This is a genomic window from Synechococcus sp. BA-124 BA4 (genome assembly GCF_034931165.1).
In genome coordinates this window covers 1-15,106 of the sequence record NZ_JAYGIA010000105.1, presented here as the reverse complement: position 1 = coordinate 15,106, position 15,106 = coordinate 1, and the positions used below count along the sequence as shown (strand labels likewise).

General features: G+C 68.4%; 16 protein-coding genes and 2 pseudogenes. 8 read left to right on the top strand and 10 right to left on the bottom strand.

Features of this window, described 5'->3' with window-relative positions; translation table 11 throughout:
• Both VB734_RS13225 and VB734_RS13220 read left to right on the top strand, forming a co-directional pair.
• Positions 1 to 860, top strand: an 860-nt coding sequence (locus VB734_RS13225) for a DUF952 domain-containing protein (RefSeq protein ID WP_323243503.1), incomplete at its 5' end; no start/stop codon positions are given.
• A gap of 5 nt (positions 861 to 865) precedes the next feature.
• On the top strand, positions 866 to 1,405 hold the full coding sequence (locus VB734_RS13220) for a hypothetical protein (protein WP_323243502.1): 540 nt from the start codon (positions 866 to 868) through the stop codon (positions 1,403 to 1,405).
• Here VB734_RS13220 and VB734_RS13215 read toward each other — a convergent pair.
• From VB734_RS13215 to VB734_RS13195, 5 genes are all read right to left on the bottom strand, one after another.
• Positions 1,371 to 1,742: a hypothetical protein gene (locus VB734_RS13215; protein WP_197164548.1), complete on the bottom strand. Its 372-nt coding sequence runs from the start codon at positions 1,740 to 1,742 to the stop codon at positions 1,371 to 1,373. The two genes, VB734_RS13220 and VB734_RS13215, sit on opposite strands and share 35 nt — an antisense overlap.
• 39 nt (positions 1,743 to 1,781) lie before the next feature.
• Positions 1,782 to 1,910 (bottom strand): hypothetical protein, encoded by a 129-nt coding sequence (locus VB734_RS13210; protein ID WP_255518520.1) that lies wholly within the window; start codon positions 1,908 to 1,910, stop codon positions 1,782 to 1,784.
• A 283-nt stretch (positions 1,911 to 2,193) separates the two neighbouring features.
• A complete protein-coding gene (locus tag VB734_RS13205) occupies positions 2,194 to 2,589 on the bottom strand; it encodes a transglycosylase SLT domain-containing protein (protein WP_322781498.1) in 396 nt (131 codons plus the stop codon).
• Between the two features lie 82 nt (positions 2,590 to 2,671).
• The gene (locus VB734_RS13200; RefSeq protein WP_322781497.1) at positions 2,672 to 3,496 is read right to left on the bottom strand and encodes a M23 family metallopeptidase; all 825 of its coding nucleotides are present in this window, start codon (positions 3,494 to 3,496) and stop codon (positions 2,672 to 2,674) included.
• A gap of 37 nt (positions 3,497 to 3,533) precedes the next feature.
• A complete protein-coding gene (locus VB734_RS13195) occupies positions 3,534 to 4,211 on the bottom strand; it encodes a phytochelatin synthase family protein (RefSeq protein WP_322781496.1) in 678 nt (225 codons plus the stop codon).
• 100 nt (positions 4,212 to 4,311) lie between these two features.
• Between VB734_RS13195 and VB734_RS13190 the strand changes: the two genes are divergently transcribed.
• Positions 4,312 to 7,053: a cyclic nucleotide-binding domain-containing protein gene (locus tag VB734_RS13190; RefSeq protein ID WP_322781495.1), complete on the top strand. Its 2,742-nt coding sequence runs from the start codon at positions 4,312 to 4,314 to the stop codon at positions 7,051 to 7,053.
• Positions 7,054 to 7,057: 4 nt separating this feature from the next.
• Here the strand turns inward: VB734_RS13190 and VB734_RS13185 are convergent, their stop codons facing one another.
• The 3 genes from VB734_RS13185 to gltS form a co-directional block, all read right to left on the bottom strand.
• Positions 7,058 to 7,225 carry a hypothetical protein gene (locus VB734_RS13185; RefSeq protein ID WP_323243500.1) on the bottom strand — a complete coding sequence of 56 codons (168 nt, stop codon included), beginning with the start codon at positions 7,223 to 7,225 and terminating at the stop codon, positions 7,058 to 7,060.
• A gap of 96 nt (positions 7,226 to 7,321) precedes the next feature.
• The gene (gene gap, locus VB734_RS13180) at positions 7,322 to 8,317 is read right to left on the bottom strand and encodes a type I glyceraldehyde-3-phosphate dehydrogenase (protein WP_322781493.1); all 996 of its coding nucleotides are present in this window, start codon (positions 8,315 to 8,317) and stop codon (positions 7,322 to 7,324) included.
• 68 nt (positions 8,318 to 8,385) lie between these two features.
• Entirely contained in the window at positions 8,386 to 9,582 is a 1,197-nt protein-coding gene (gene gltS, locus VB734_RS13175) for a sodium/glutamate symporter (RefSeq protein WP_322781492.1), read from the bottom strand.
• 78 nt (positions 9,583 to 9,660) lie between these two features.
• Between gltS and cax the strand changes: the two are divergent.
• The 4 genes and pseudogenes from cax (at position 9,661) to VB734_RS13155 (ending at position 12,496) form a co-directional block, all read left to right on the top strand.
• Positions 9,661 to 10,726: pseudogene (cax, locus tag VB734_RS13170) on the top strand (calcium/proton exchanger).
• A gap of 54 nt (positions 10,727 to 10,780) precedes the next feature.
• Positions 10,781 to 11,680 (top strand): amino acid ABC transporter substrate-binding protein, encoded by a 900-nt coding sequence (locus VB734_RS13165; protein ID WP_322781491.1) that lies wholly within the window; start codon positions 10,781 to 10,783, stop codon positions 11,678 to 11,680.
• A gap of 35 nt (positions 11,681 to 11,715) precedes the next feature.
• Positions 11,716 to 11,976, top strand: coding sequence for a hypothetical protein (locus VB734_RS13160; protein ID WP_197164526.1), 261 nt, complete (start codon positions 11,716 to 11,718; stop codon positions 11,974 to 11,976).
• A 19-nt stretch (positions 11,977 to 11,995) separates the two neighbouring features.
• On the top strand, positions 11,996 to 12,496 hold the full coding sequence (locus tag VB734_RS13155) for a hypothetical protein (protein ID WP_197164524.1): 501 nt from the start codon (positions 11,996 to 11,998) through the stop codon (positions 12,494 to 12,496).
• A gap of 3 nt (positions 12,497 to 12,499) precedes the next feature.
• Here the strand turns inward: VB734_RS13155 and VB734_RS13150 are convergent, their stop codons facing one another.
• Both VB734_RS13150 and VB734_RS13145 read right to left on the bottom strand, forming a co-directional pair.
• The gene (locus tag VB734_RS13150) at positions 12,500 to 13,189 is read right to left on the bottom strand and encodes a hypothetical protein (protein ID WP_197164522.1); all 690 of its coding nucleotides are present in this window, start codon (positions 13,187 to 13,189) and stop codon (positions 12,500 to 12,502) included.
• A 42-nt stretch (positions 13,190 to 13,231) separates the two neighbouring features.
• Positions 13,232 to 14,791, bottom strand: coding sequence for a phytoene desaturase family protein (locus tag VB734_RS13145; RefSeq protein ID WP_197164520.1), 1,560 nt, complete (start codon positions 14,789 to 14,791; stop codon positions 13,232 to 13,234).
• A 110-nt stretch (positions 14,792 to 14,901) separates the two neighbouring features.
• Between VB734_RS13145 and VB734_RS13140 the strand changes: the two are divergent.
• Positions 14,902 to 15,106: pseudogene (locus VB734_RS13140) on the top strand (high light inducible protein); the annotation flags it as partial.

The window sequence follows — 15,106 nt, the reverse complement described above, 5'->3', positions numbered from 1 at the left end:
TGCCGGCCCTGGTGCTGCCGCCGGAGGCGGACGCCGGTCCCCACGGGGCCGGCCGGGTGCTGCCGGACAGCCTGGCGGTGATGGCCTGGGCCCTGGAGCGCCACGACCCCGGCGACCTGCGGCGACACGGGGCTGAGGGGGGAGCGGATGGCGCCGCCGCCGGGGAGCGGGCCCGGATCGACGCCCTGATCGCCGAGAACGACGGGGCTTTCAAGCACCACCTCGACCGCTTCAAGTACGCCCACCGCCATCCCGGGGACGACCGGGAGCAGCACCGCTGCGCTGCATTGGCGATCCTGCGGGCCTGGAGCGCCGCCCTGGGGACCGGCGGCTGGCTGGTGGGGGGGCGGGCGTCCCTGGCCGATCTGGCCCTGCTGCCCTTCGTGCGCCAGTTCCGACTCGCCGATCCGGAGGGGTTCGACCAGCTGGGCGATCTGGCGCCGCTGCAGGACTGGTTGCAGCGCTTCCTGCAGGGGGCCGATCTGGCCGCGGTGATGGCCGAGCCCTGGGCGCCACGGCGGCCCTGGCGCTCTGAGCAGTGGATCTACCACCTGGCCCTGGCCGGGGAATGGCGCCAGGCCAAAGCCCGCGGGTTGTACGAGCGCTCGACCCGCGGCCAGTCGCTGCAGGAGGTGGGCTTCATCCATGCCAGCGGGGCCGATCAGGTGGAGGCCACCTTCGACCGCTTCTACACCGATGCGGAGGAGGTGCTGCTGCTGACCATCGACCCCCGGCGCCTGGGCGCGCCGCTGCGCTGGGAGCCCGCCCCGGAGAGCGGCGAATGCTTCCCCCACATCCACGGACCGCTCCCCCTGGAGGCGGTGCTGGCCGCCGAGCCCTTCCCGCCGCCGCCGGCCTGACCCCCATGCTGACGCTGGAGGAGCTGGAGCGGCAGGCACGGGAGCGCAGCCTGCTGCTGCGGCTGCAGGTGCAGGACTTGGCGGGGGTGCGGGGCCTGCGGGTGGCGGTGGCGCGCCCCCGGGCGGAGCAGCCGCCGCTGCTGCTGGGGGAGCTCAAGGGCTGGGCGATTCCGCTGCCCGATGGCCTCCATCTCGACACCCTGCGCATCCAGGTGCCGCGCGGCGAGCCGGCCGCAGCCCTGGTGGGTCCGCTGATCTGGGCCGCCACCTTCGCCTGGGCGCTGGAGCACACCCCCTGCCGCCGCGCCGCGCTGCTGGCCATCCGCGACGACGAGCACCAGCACCGCCGCCTGGTGCGCTACTTCCGCCGGCTGGGCTTCGAGCCCTTGCGGGAGCTGGGTGCGGGAGCCCTCGATCTGCCGCAACGGCTGCTCTGGGGCGGCGCCGGATTGCTGATGCGGGGTGACTGCGCCGAGGGCCTGCGGCGCTGTGAGCGCACGCTCGGCCTGATCACGGCAGCTCCCCCGGCAGGAAGCGCTGGATGAACACCGCCAGGGGCACGGGCCCGCAACGGGGCTGCCAGCTGGAGCCCTCCGGAAGCCGGCGCCAGCAGGCCACCTGCAGGCGGGTATCGCTGCGCTCCAGCAGCCGCACCTGGTAGCGGTACTCGGCATCGGCGGACTGCTCCGCCCCGCTGAGCACTTCCGCCCTGGGCTGGGTGCTCAGGAAGGAGGCGAGGAACGAGGAGGCCTCCTGGCTGTGGCGCAGGGCGGTGGCGAAGCGCCACGCGGCGCCGGTGGGGTAGCCGTCGTGGTGGAGGTAGAGATGGCGCTCGGGAGTGCCGGGGAAGCCAGTGAAGGAGTAGACGGCGCGGGTAGCCAAGGAGATGGAGCGGCGGCTTAAGCCAATGCCACCGGTGTCTCAGGTGTAACCGGAACTGTTGAAGATGCGTTTCACCATCACGCTCATCCTGGCGCTGTCCTCGGTGTTGCTGTTGTTGTTGGCGAGGGCGTCGAGTTGCTTGGCCAGGGTGATCAGCTCATCGATCACCTCCAGGGTGGTGATTGGTAGTGAGTTGTGGTGGACGTTGAGGAATTTCTAGAGCTTTTAGCAAAATACAGGGTTCGAGATGAGGTTGCTGGTGGCGAGCATTTTGAGTTCGTCTTTCAGCCGTTTCACCGGCAAATCCGCGGCCATAGTCGAGTGCTTGAGGCCACGCAATAATCTGGTGAGAAAACGCAGCGACGTCTGTCGTTCCGAAAACCGGCGGACATCGATGGGTGATCCGGATCATCCCTGACGACACGTGTCTTCCCCTGGCAAGCCCGAGCGCTCAGGGCTGACCGCCCCAGGGGCTCCAGCCCGATTCGCGGAACAGGCGATAGGCCACGGTGCTGTTGACGACCGGATCCAGCAGCTGGTCCGGCGTGTGGATGCCCATCGCGGCCATCAGCTGACGGTTGGCCGAGTAGTGGATCTGGAACAGGCCGAGGCAGGCCCCGGCACAGCCACGGGCGGTGGGGGAGAGGCCGCTCTCCAGGCGCGCCAGCCGGATGGCCGACTCGTGGTGCGCAGCGGGCCACACCTGGCGGATGGCTGTGAGCACCTGCGACTGGCCCGCTTGATTGGCTTCAGCAGCGGGTGTCAGCCAGGACGTGGCCCCAAGGGCCAGGGTTGCCCCGAGCAACCGCGGAATGGCGCGAGCGGCAGTAACAGCATGAAACGGCATCCATCCACCCGGCCAATTGCGCCGGACGGTACCGGCTCCGAGGCGGGTTGACCAGTGGTCGACTGAGCTTGATCAGCAGCGCTCAGGGGCGCAGGTCACCGGCGATGGGACCAGCGGAGGGAGGCGCGGGCAGCAGCGGTGTGGGGTCCACCGCCACCAGTCCCTGCGGCTGCCGCTGGCGCAGCTCCAGATGCAGGTGCGGGCCGCTGGCATTGCCGCTCTGGCCCACCAGACCCAGGGGCTGCCCGGCCCGCAGGCTCTCGCCCGCGCTCACGCTGGCCTCCAGCAGGTGGGCATAGAGGCTCGACCAGCCGCCACCGTGGTCGATCAGCACCGTGAGGCCATAGCCCGAAATCACATCGACCCGCTGCACCCGGCCTCCGTTCACGGCCAGCACGGCGGTGCCCTCTGGCGCGACCAGATCCACTCCGGTGTGCATGCGCCAGGCCCCGCGGGCGCTCGCGTAACGCCAGCCCCAGGGGTCCTGCTCGCTGGCGGGGCGGGCCAGGGGGTAATGCAGCGGCTCAGGCGGTCTGGCGGCAGCCTCGCCAGGCCCCGGTGGTTGCTCATGAAGCGCAAGATCGCCCACCGCGACCACGGGGGGAATCGTTGCCGGCCGCTCGGGCCTGGGGGGCGCCGCAGGAGACGCGGGGGCCAGATTGAGCGGCGCCAGCAGGGCCGCCGCCGGTGGACCATCGCCTGGCTGCTGCCGAATGGCCCCAGTCCAGGTCTCGTCTTCAGACCCCGCGCCGCTGGCCGAGTCGGGGATCAGCGGCACGGCGATGGCTGGGGGCGTGTGGATCAGGGCGGCAGCGCAGAGTGCGCCCAGCAGGGTGAGCAACCGCCTCGCCGGGTTCAGCCGGAAGCGGGCAGGAGCCTTCGGGCGCAGCACAGGCCGTGTCGCCACGGACCGTGGCGTTGCAGACAGAGGCGTTGTAACGCCCTCAGATCCGCCGCACCACCACCACGCCGCGGCTGCGGCCCGAGCTGCTGTCGGTGGTGCGGATCGCCCGCCAGAGATCCGCCAGGGGCACCCACACCGACGGGTAGCGGTAGCGGGCCACATCCAGGATCAGCACCCGATCTGTGGAGGCGTTGTAGGCGGCCAGCGGGGAGATGTGGCCGCCGCCGGCCTGGCCCAGGGCCTTGCGGTCATAGTTCACCAGCAGGCGATCACTGCTCTGGCTGAGGTTGCTGCGCACCAGCAGGCGGAACTGGGGAAGGCTCAGTCGATCGCCGTGGATGGCCCGAGCCTGCAGCCCATGGCTGGCCAGAAGATCCCCCAGCTCCTGCAGGGTCATCCCCTGGCGGGCCACCACCTCAGGGCTCAGCACCGCCTTGGTGGCGGCGGCCTCGAACACGTTCTCCTGGGTCCAGAAGCGGTAGCTGCCGTAACCCGCCGCCGCCGGGGCCGGCACCGCCAGGCTGTTGAGCACCATCACCATGCTGGCGACGCCGCAGTAGGCCAGGTTGGCCTGGGTGAGGAACTGCTCTGCCAGCGGTCCGTAGTCGGCGCGATCGACGCTCTGCAGCAGCAGGGTCTGGCCCCGGGGGTCCGGCAGGGGGATCGTGGCCGCTGCAGGTTGGGCCAGGGCGCGGGGCAGCAGCGCTGGCAGCACCACCAGCGCCAGGCCCAGAACGGCCGGCAGGGCACGGCAGCGGTGGGAGGCAGGCAGGGTCAGGGCGGTCCATCTAGGGTTCGCGCCAGTGTGGCCCCGCCTGATGGCCTTTGAGGTGTCTGAGGCACGGATGCATGGCATCCGCTGGATTCTCACCAGTGCCTGGCTGCTGATCATCGCCTCGCTCTTCTACGACCCCTGGACGCCCCGCTTCACCGAGGCGGATCACCCCTGGAGCCCCCTGCGCCTGCCCGACACCTGCGTGTCGGTGCAAGACGTCTGCCTCAGCGAGACCCCCTATCCCCTCGGCACCACCGCCTTCTGGGGGGTGGTGGTGCCGGCGGCGGTGCTGATCCTGATGCTGTTCGGCCACGAGCTCTGGCGCCGGGTCTGCCCGCTCTCCTTCCTCTCCCAGATCCCCCGGGCCCTGGGCCGGCAGCGTCAGCGCACCAAGGTCAACCCGCGCACCGGTGAGCGCCGCCAGCAGCTGGCCAAGGTGGCCGACGACTCCTGGCTGGCCCGTCACTACTCCCAGCTCCAGTTCGGCTGGCTGTTCGTGGGCCTCTGCGGGCGCATCCTCTTCTTCAATGCCGACCGCCTGGTGCTGGCCGGCTGGCTGCTGTTCACGATCGCCGCGGCCATCAGCGTGGGCTGGCTCTACGGCGGCAAGGCCTGGTGCCAGTACTTCTGCCCGATGGCGCCGGTGCAGAGCGTCTACTCCACCCCGGCGGGCCTGCTCGGCAGCAAGGCCCACCTGAGCGAGAAACCGATCACCCAGTCGATGTGCCGCACCGTGCTCCCCGACGGCAGTGAACAGAGTGCCTGCGTGGCCTGCCAGCAGCCCTGCATCGACATCGACGCCGAGCGCATGTACTGGACGCGGCTCAGCACCAGGCAGTTCAGCTTCGAGCGCTATGCCTACGTGGGCCTGGTGGTCGGCTATTTCCTCTACTACTACCTCTACGCCGGCACCTGGGACTACTACTTCTCGGGGGCCTGGCTGCGCCAGAGCGATCAGCTGTCGCTGCTGCTGCGACCTGGACTGTTCCTCTTCGGCCAGAGCCTGAATGTGCCGCGGCTGGTGGCGGTGCCGCTGGTGCTCGGGCTCTTCACCTGGCTGGGGGTGCGCCTGGGCCGCTGGATCGAGGGCCGCAGCCGCTGGAGCCGCCATCACGTGTTCGTGGTGGCCACGTTTCTGGTGTTCAACTTCTTCTTTCTCTTCTCCGGGCGGCCGCTGCTGCTGCTGCTGCCCGCCTGGGTGCAGACCCTCTTCGATGCCGTGGTGGTGGCGGTGAGCAGCCTCTGGCTCTACCGCTCCTGGGAGCGCAGCGCCGATCTGCACCAGCGCGAGAACCTGGCCAGCCGCTTCCGCCGCCAGCTGGAGAAGCTCGATCTCGATGTGGGGCGCTACCTCGATGGCCGTCAGCTGGCCGACCTCAGCCCCCATGAGGTGTATGTGCTCGCCAAGGTGCTGCCGGGCTTCACCCGCGAGAAACGTCAGCAGGTGTACAAGGAGGTGGTGCGCGAGGCGCTGCAGGAGGGCTACGCCAATGCCTCCAGCAGTCTCGAGGTGCTGAGCCAGATGAGGCGAGAGATCGGCATCACCGACGAGGAGCACAGCCTGCTGCTCGAATCGGTGGGCGTGGAGAACCCCGACCTGCTGGATCCCGACGGTCGTCGCAGCCTCGAGGATCAGGTTCGCCTGAGTGGCTACACAAAATCGCTCGAGCGGTTGATGCTGCTCAAGAGCCGCCAGGCCGATCCCGCAGCGATCCGCAGCCTGCGCAGCCAGTACTCGATCACCCCGGATGAAGAGGCCAGCGTGCTCGAAGGCCTCGCCCCCAGCACCAGTTCCCTCCAGAAGCTGGAGGCGATGCTGCCGCGCTTTTCCGAGCTGAGGCAGGCCCGAGTGAGCCTGCTGCAGCCGGTGCTGGCGGATCAGCCTCAGGTGCGTGATCTCCTGGCCGATTCTCTGTTGCAGCGCCAGGACTTGAGCCTGCGCGCCATGCTGGGCGTTCTCTCTGAGCTGAAGGTGCAGCCTGAAGCGCTGCAGTGGGCCGCCAGGCTTCACGCCCTCAGGCCGGTGAATCTGCCCGAGTTGCTGGCCGAAGGCGACTGGGAGCGGGAACTCTCAGCGCCGGTGCTGGCGCTGCTGCAACAGGAGCCGTCAGGTGCTGCACAGGAGCCGCCGGCCTGTCCCCTCGCCGATACCCTCACCAGCCTGGAGGATCTGCTTCAGGAGCGCACGCCGCTGCTGCGGGCCGCCGCCCTCTTCCTCCTGGCCAGGCTTGATCCCGGCCGGGCCCGCCTGCTGGCCAGTGGCCTCGATCCCGCCACAGCGCCTGTGCCGCTGGCGGAGGTGATCAGGGCTGTGGTCCAGCCAGCAGCGCCGCTGCCTGAACTCGTGGATCTGCCGGAGCTGGAGATGCGCGCCCACCTGGCCGCCAGTGATTTCTTCCGTGGCACCAGTCACGCCAGCCTGGAGCAGCTGGCCGCGGCCTCGGAGCTGCGCCGCTTCGGCGCCGGCGAGCTGATCACCGAAACCGGAGACACCTGCCGCGAACTGCTGCTGCTGATCGCCGGGCGGGCAGCGGTCCGTTACCAGGAGGCCGGAGCTGTCCGCCTCGAGCCTCTCCGGCCCGGCCAGGTGCTCGATGAGCTGGAGGTGCTCAGCCACAGCTCCTCGGAGAACACGATCGTGGCGGAGGAGGAGGGAACACGGCTGCTGGCGGTTCCGGTGGATGGCTTCGATGCGGTGCTGGAGCGCGACCCCGAGTTCGCCCGCAGGGTGTTGCAGCTGGAGAGCCGCCATCTCCAGAGCCTGATGCGCTCGCTGCACAGCTGAGTGATCAGCGGCCTCGGTCGTCCATTCCGGGAACCACATCCCAGTGATGGTCGGCCATCAGGGCGCGGGTCTGCTCGGGGTTGAGCAGTCTGGCGTTGTGATACCCCCCGGTCACACCGCCCTGGCGGTTGCGCAGCACCAGAGCCCGGTCGTGACCAGGCGGGCGACTCATGCGCCTGACCAGCAGGGTGGGGAACTCCATCGGGGAATGCGGTGCAGGGGACCTGCAGGGCTCAATCAACCGCAGATCCCCGTATCCGCCAGCCCCTCAGGCGCTGATGTGACGGATGAGGTCGAGGCATTTGCAGGAATAGCCCCACTCGTTGTCGTACCAGGCCACCACCTTCACAAAGGTGTCGGTGAGGGCGATGCCGGCGCCGGCATCGAACACCGACGTGCAGGTTTCACCGAGAAAATCAGACGACACCACCTCGTCTTCGGTGTAGCCCAGCACCCCGGCCATCGGCCCCGCGGCGGCCGCTTTCATCGCGTCCTTGATGGCGTCGTAGCTGGCGGGGCGCTCCAGATTCACGGTGAGATCCACCACCGACACATCCGGGGTGGGTACGCGGAAGGCCATGCCCGTGAGCTTGCCGTTGAGGGCAGGAATCACCTTGCCCACCGCCCTGGCGGCACCGGTGGAGGAGGGAATGATGTTCTGGCCGGCGCCGCGGCCTCCGCGCCAGTCCTTGGCGGAGGGCCCATCCACCGTTTTCTGGGTGGCGGTCATGGCATGCACGGTGGTCATCAGCCCGTCGCGGATGCCGAAGTTGTTATGCAGCACCTTGGCGATCGGGGCCAGGCAGTTGGTGGTGCACGACGCATTGGACACGATGTCCTCTCCCGCGTAGGAGTGGTGGTTCACCCCCATCACGAACATCGGCGTGTCGTCCTTGGAGGGGGCCGAGAGCACCACCTTCCTGGCGCCCGCTTCGATGTGGGCCCTCGCCGAGGCGTCGGTGAGGAACAGGCCGGTGGATTCCAGCACCACATCGGCGCCCACGGCCCCCCAGTTCAGGGCCGCCGGATTGCGCTCGGAGGTGACCCGGATGGCCTTGCCGTTGACGATCAGCTGGCCGTCATGGGTCTCCACCTCGCCGCGGAAGCGACCATGGGTCGAATCGTGGCGGAGCATGTAGGCGATGTAATCGAGGTCGATCAGATCGTTAATCGCCACCACATCGATCCCCTCGATCTCGAAGCTGCGGCGAAACACCAGCCGCCCGATCCGACCGAATCCGTTGATCCCCAGGGCAATCGTCATCTCGTCTCCACTGAGCGGTTGTGCTGCAACCGCTCACCCTACCGGCAGCCCCTGGGGAACCCGGCGCTTCAGCCCAGCCAGTTGAGGAAGCGCTGGATCACCACGGCGTTGCTGATGTCCACGAAGAAGCCCGCCACCAGGGGCACGATGATGAAGGCCTGGGGAGACGGACCATAGCGGTGAGTCACGGCCGCCATGTTCGCCATGGCGGTTGGGGTGGCCCCCATGGAGAACCCGCCGAAGCCCGAGCAGATCACAGCGGCGTCGTAGCTGCCGCCCATGGCGGGGAACACCACCATCACCGCGAACAGCACGGCCACCAGGAACTGGGCGGCCAGGATGATCAGGATCGGCCCTGCCAGCTCGGCGATGGTCCAGAGCTGCAGGCTCATCAGCGACATCGTCAGGAAGATCCCCAGGGAGATCTCCGAGATCAGCGCGAGCGAACGGGTCCTGGCCGGCCAGATGAGGCGGGGCATCAGTCGCGGCACCGTGTTGGTGATCAGAATCGCGCTGAACAGGGCGCAGACGAACAGGGGCAGGTTGCTGCCGATCGCCTTCAGGGCCTCATGCAGCACGTCCCCCAGGGCCAGGCTCATGTTCAGCCAGAAGAGGGTGCGCAGCAGGCTGAAGAAATCCACCGGTCGCGGATCGGCGGGGGTGTCGGCGCGCTCGCCCGCTCCGTCGGCGGGACCCGGGCGCAGCTGATGGCGGCGGATCAGGAACCGGGCGACGGGGCCTCCCATCAACGAGGCCAGCACCAGGCCCAGGGTGGCGCAGGCGATGCCGATCTCCAGGGCGTTGCCGATGCCGTGATCCCGGGCGAAGCGGGGCGCCCAGGCGATGGCGGTGCCATGGCCCCCCAACAGGGACACCGACCCCCCCAGCAGTCCCTTGAGGGGAGAAAGACCCAGCAGTCCGGCGACCCCGACGCCGGTGAGGTTCTGCAGGATCATGAAGATCACGGTCAGGACCACCAGCACCAGCAGCGGTCGGCCACCGGCCAGCAGCGTCTTGACGTCGGCGTTGAGACCGATCGTCGCGAAGAAATAGAGGAGAAGAAAATCCCTGGTGTCGAGGTTGAAGTTGATTTCCAGCCCGCTCACCCCATGCACCAGGGCCAGCAGCAGGCACACCAGCAGGCCACTGCTGACCGGCTCGGGGATGTTGAACTGGCGCAGCACCGCTAGGCGCTGATTCAGCCAGCGCCCGATCGCCAGCACCACGATGGCGATGTTGAACGTGGCGAAACCGGCGATCTCCATCCCTGCGGAATCCTCTCCGGACCGACAGAGCCTACCGGCTGGGATCGGCTCAGAATGGCGCCAGCAAGGGTCCTTCGAATGATCAGACGTCGGACCTTCGCCACGGCCTTGCTGGTGTTGGTTCCCCTCTCCCTGGCGGCTGAGACGCTGCACTGGGGCGAGACCGTGGTGTTCGTCTGCTCGGGGCTGGCGATCCTGCCCCTGGCGATCTGGCTGAGCATGGCCACCGAGAAACTGTCCGTGGCGCTGGGCCCATCCACTGGCGCCCTGCTCAATGCCGTCTTCGGCAATGCCTCGGAACTGATCATCGCCCTGGTGGCCCTGCGGGCCGGGGCTGGTGGACATCGTCAAGGCCAGCATCACCGGCACGGTGATGGCCAATCTCCTGCTGGCCCTGGGTCTCTCGATGTTCCTGGGGGGGCTGGGACGCAGCGAGCAGCGCTTCCAGCCCGTGGTGGCCCGGGTGAACGGCTCGGCCATGACCCTGGCGGTGCTGGCGATCCTGATTCCCAGCGTCGCCGTGATCTCCACGGGCGTGGCTCCGGAGCGCACCGTGGCGTTCTCGGGGTTCGTGGCCTGGGTGCTGCTGCTGGTCTACCTGCTGACCCTGATCTTCTCGCTGCGCACGCATCGGGCCCTCTACGAGGTGGCGGAGGTGGAGTGCCGCGATGAGGAGTCCCCCGTCAGCCCGATGCCCTGGCTGCTGGTGCTGATCGGGGCCACCACAGCTCTGGCCCTGGTGTCGGAGATCTTCCTTGGGGTGGTGCAGTCCGTGACGGCTCAGCTCGGGCTCACGGATCTGTTCACGGGGGTGGTGCTGCTGCCGCTGCTGGGCGGAGCGGCGGAATTCCTCACCGCGATCACCATGGCGCGCCGGAATCAGATGGACCTGGCGGTGTCCGTCGCGATGGGCTCCACTCTGCTGGTGGCCCTGCTGGTGGTGCCGGTGCTGGTGCTGGCGGGGCCTCTGCTCGGACATCCGCTCGACCTCAGTTTCGAGCTCTATGAGCTGGTGGCGGTGATCACGGCGGTGCTGGTGAGCAATCTGGTGAGCCTCGATGGCCGCTCCGACTGGCTGGAGGGGGTGCTGCTGCTGGCTGCCTATGTGATTCTGGCGGCTGGTCTTTACTTTCAGGCCCTCTGATTTGAGGCTTTGGACTATGTTGATCCAAGTTCAATCCTGTTGGTGAGTCGAGTCTTGCTGGTCAAACGTCTGCTCCCGCTGCTTCAACTCCTCACCTGTCTGGCTCTGGCGGCACCGGCCTCTGCAGGATCTCTTCTGGAGTCGGTGGCGGCTTCGGGCGTCCTGGTGGGAGGCACCAGCCGGGATGCCTTCCCCTTCGCCTACCAGAACGAGGAGGGGGAGCTGGTGGGCTACTCGATCGACATGATGAACCTGATCCGGGAGGAGATCGAGCGCCAGACCGGCCGTCCCATCAAACTCAAGCTGGTGCCCCTCGAGACCGACCAGCGCCTCTCCAGCCTGGAATCAGGGGCGGTGAACCTGGTCTGCGATGCCAGCAGCTTCACCTGGAGCCGCGATGAGAAGGTGGATTTCTCGGTGAGTTATGGCATCACCGGCACCCAGTTGCTCGTGCCCCGGGGCTCTGGGCTCTCCTCTCCTGACTCCCTGGCCGGAAAACGGGTGGGCGCCCTGCCACGCACCACCAGTGCCCTGGCGGTGACCAGCCGTCAGCCGGCCGCCTCGGTGGTGCTGCTCAAGGACCGCCAGGCGGGCTATGAGGCCCTGCAGCAAGGCCGCATCGATGCCTTCGCCGACGACGGCATGCTGCTCTATGCCTGGTTGCAGCGACAGGGCGGCCAGGCTCCCTTCATGGTCTCGGCCGACACCTACTCCAGGGAGGGCATCGCCTGCATGCTGCCCCAGAACAATTCGTCCTTTCAGCGGGTGGTGGACCTGGCCCTGATCCGTTACATGCAGGGGTTTCTGCGTCAGCAGCCCAGGGAGCGGGGCATCTTCGACCGCTGGTTCGGCCCCCAGGGCAAGACGCCCCTCACCCAGGACGTCACCGGCCTGTTCACCGAAACCATGCAGTTGATGGTTGACTTCAAGGAGGAAGTGCCGACCAAACCATGAGGCGGTCACGATCCCACTCATCCCGTGTCCCTGCGATGTCCAGCCTGATCCGATCCCTCGGCGGTCTCTCGGCCGTCCTGCTGCTGGGAGCCCTTCCCGTCAGAGCCGGCTCCGTCACGGCCGATTCGATCATCGACCAGGAGAGTGCTCTGCAGGAGGCCACCGGCCAGGTCCCCGAGGGTGCCACGGTGACCGGCAGCCGTTGCCAGCAGATCGTGATGCCCGGCGACAGTTTCCGTTACCGCTGCAGCGTCGAGTTCACCACCACTCCGCCTGCAGCCAAACCCGCTCCCTAGGCCCTCGCCGACCCATCGCATGTCCCAGGATCCCGACGATCTCGCCCTGGCCACGGCGCCCTCACGCCCTCTGGGCCTGAGGGTTCTGGCCGGGGTCGGGGCCCTGGCCTTCGCCCTGATCGCCGTCAATCTGGCGGTGGTGATCGTGCGCATGCTGCTGGCGCCCACCCCGGAGCCGAGGCCCCGGCCGCTCACTCCGCCTGCTCCCACCGCCGCAGGGCCCATTTCGCTCTGGACGCGGGCTCTGCTGGCGGCCTCGGCCCAACCGGCCATGGCGGCCGACTGGCGCGTCTACGGTCCGCTGACCATCGACTGGTCCAGTTGGCAGCTGATGGACGGCAGCCTGGTGAGCCGCAGTCGAAATGACAGGAATCAGATGATCTATCTCTCGGTCAATTGCAAGGCCGGTCAGATCAACGTCACCGGCGCGTCGATGACCTGGAAAGGTTGGGAAAAGCCCGTGGCGGGGTTTGAGACCCGGCTGCTCACGGATGCCTGCAAGGACCGCGCCACTCCTTGATCCTCAGCGGCTGGGCTGCCAGTCGTCGGGGGGTTCGGGTTTGCCGGTTTCGGCCAGGGAGGGGAAGGTGCTGCGGGTGAGTGCCAGCACTTCCTGGCGCACCATGGCGCGGAAACCGGCGGCGGCTTCCGGATCCAGCACCGGGTAGCTCATGGGGTTCTCCACGGCCTCCGAACGCAGCGACTTCCAGGTGGACGTGCCGTTCTGGCGGATGGCCTCCAGCGCCCCATTGAAATCAAAGCTGAGGGTTTCGCCACTGGCGGCGGCCGCTTCGATCCAGCGCTCCCTGGCCGGAGTGAAGGCCTTGGCCTTGAGGGTGTCGGGCAGGCCCAGCACCGGTTCGTAGTAAGCCAGGGCGCGGAGTTCTTCTTCCAGCACGATCGGCCAGGCACCGATGCGGCCGTTCTCCAGTCCCGCCTCGACAGGGCTGTTGCGCATGGCCTCGAGCTGGGCTGCCAACCAGCGGTAGTGGGATTTCTCCTGAATCGTCTTGCGCCCCCCGCCCTTGCCATGGGGGGCGCGTCTGGGCAGTGCCGCTTCGGCCTTGCGCAGGAATTCCCGCTCCTCCCGCTCCAGGTTGATCGCACCCCAGCGCTGGCGGTACTCCCAGAGCTCCTCGTACTTCCTGAGGTCCTCGGCTGACCAGCCCAGGGCCTTCAGCTCGTCCACCCGGTTGTCACTGCCCTTCAGCACCCGCTGATCTGTCGCACTGGGGGAAGAGTACGTGCCCTGGGCTCAGGGCCTGAGCAGATCAAGGCTCTCCAGCAGCGCCCTGTGCCTGGCAATGGGAACGAAGCCATGGGCGGCCATCGCCCCGCTGACCGCCACCGGCGGTACGCCGATACCGGGGAACACCCCCGCTCCGCAGAGGCTGAGCCCCTCGATCGGGGTGGATCCGGAGGGGAAGACGCCCTGGTCGGCCCCCAACGCGGGGCCGTAGCTGCCCTGATGCACGCGCAGGAAGCGTTGATGGGTGCGGGGTGTGCCGTGGAGCTCGAGCACCAGGCGCTCCTCCAGGTCGGGCACGATCCCGTCGAGCACCTGGCGGAACAGGGCGCAGCGGTCGCGCTTGAGGCTCTCGTAGGCCTCCGTTCCCGGCTCCAGGTCGCGCCACAGCTCCCAGGGTTCGTTGGCGGGTGTGTAGCCATGCAGCACGTGGTGCCCTTCGGGGGCCAGGGAGGGATCCAGCAGCGAGGGCATCGAGAGCACCAGCATGTTGCGTTCGGCGCCGATGCCCCTCTCCCAGTCGCCCACCCAGACGTGGTGAACCGGCAGATCCTGGAGTCCCTCGCCGCGCAGGCCCATGTGCAGGTGGAGAAAGCTGGCGCAGGCCGGGGTGGACTCCCGCTGATGGCGCCAGCGGGCGTGAGGGGATCCGGGCGGCAGCAGGGCGAGGGTGTCCCAGGGGCTGGCGTTGCTCACCACTCCCCGCCGGGCGTGGATCAGCCGACCATCAACCAGGCGCACCCCCCGGGCGGCACCGTCCTCCAGCGTGATCTCGGCCACGGGAGCGCTGGTGTGGAGCGCTCCGCCGTGGCGTTGCAGACCCCGCACCAGGGCCGCCACCACAGCTGGACTGCCGCCGAGGGGGTACTCCAGGCAGGCGCCGGGATCGAACCAGTCGGCGAAGAGGGTCGCCATGGCGGCGGCGCTGGTCTGATCCATCGGCAGGCCGGAGATCAGGAAACAGAGCAGGTCCACCCAATGGAGCAGGAAGGGATCACGCAGATGGCGGCGTGCCATCGGCCCGAATGCTCCGCCCAGGGCGGCCAGCTTCGGCGCCAGTCGGGCCAGACGGGCGGAGCGGCGGGCCCCGAGCACGGCGGCCATACCCAGCCCCGGCCGCATCGCCAGCAGGGGCAGGGCCAGGGCGGCTTCGCTGTAGGGCTGGAGCCAGGCCATGAAGGCGCTCCATTCATCAGCTGCGGCAACCCCCCGCAGCTCGCGGACCGTGGCGCGGAAGGGGTCGGGGCCCACACCGATCCTCAGGGGACCCTCCGGCAGCAGCAGCCCCCAGTCGTGGTAGGTGGCGACGGGCACGGTTTCCCCGAGTGCCCGCAGGACCTGAGCCAGGGGATTGCTGCTGGGCCAGCGCCCCAGTCCGCTCCAGAGCGAGGGTCCGGATTCGAACCGGAAGCCGCGCCGCTCGAAGCCATGGGCCGCTCCGCCTGCGCGATCGTGGGCTTCGAGCACCACCACATCGAGCCCGTGCAGGGCGGCGAGGCCACCGCAGCTGAGCCCGCCCAGACCGCTGCCGATCACGACCAGATCACAGCTGGAGGGCGGGGCGGACACGTGCGGGCTGACTGGATCTGCTCTTGATGATGGCGAGCCGGCTGAGCGGAGGGCGCTTGTAATGATCCGCAACAATGTGTTACATTGAATTCATTGAAACGGAGACCCTCATGGCTCAAGCCACCGCCACCGCCCCCAGTTCGGCCCCTGTGACCGCCAGCGAGCGCGCCACCATCCGCGGTGCCACTGTCACCACCGAAGACGGCGGCCGCCTCAATGCCTTCGCCACCGAGCCCCGCATGGAAGTGGTGAGCCCCGAGAGCGGCTGGGGTTTCCATGAGCGCGCCGAGAAGCTGAACGGCCGCATGGCCATGC

Excerpts from the sequence above, each read along its gene's own strand:
- gap (WP_322781493.1), bottom strand. The coding sequence starts at position 8,317 with ATGACGATTGCCCTGGGGATCAACGGATTCGGTCGGATCGGGCGGCTG.
- VB734_RS13205 (WP_322781498.1), bottom strand. The coding sequence starts at position 2,589 with ATGCCGTTTCATGCTGTTACTGCCGCTCGCGCCATTCCGCGGTTGCTC.
- gltS (WP_322781492.1), bottom strand. The coding sequence starts at position 9,582 with ATGGAGATCGCCGGTTTCGCCACGTTCAACATCGCCATCGTGGTGCTG.
- VB734_RS13190 (WP_322781495.1), top strand. The coding sequence starts at position 4,312 with ATGGCCTTTGAGGTGTCTGAGGCACGGATGCATGGCATCCGCTGGATT.
- VB734_RS13185 (WP_323243500.1), bottom strand. The coding sequence starts at position 7,225 with ATGAGTCGCCCGCCTGGTCACGACCGGGCTCTGGTGCTGCGCAACCGC.
- VB734_RS13220 (WP_323243502.1), top strand. The coding sequence starts at position 866 with ATGCTGACGCTGGAGGAGCTGGAGCGGCAGGCACGGGAGCGCAGCCTG.
- VB734_RS13155 (WP_197164524.1), top strand. The coding sequence starts at position 11,996 with ATGTCCCAGGATCCCGACGATCTCGCCCTGGCCACGGCGCCCTCACGC.
- VB734_RS13160 (WP_197164526.1), top strand. The coding sequence starts at position 11,716 with ATGTCCAGCCTGATCCGATCCCTCGGCGGTCTCTCGGCCGTCCTGCTG.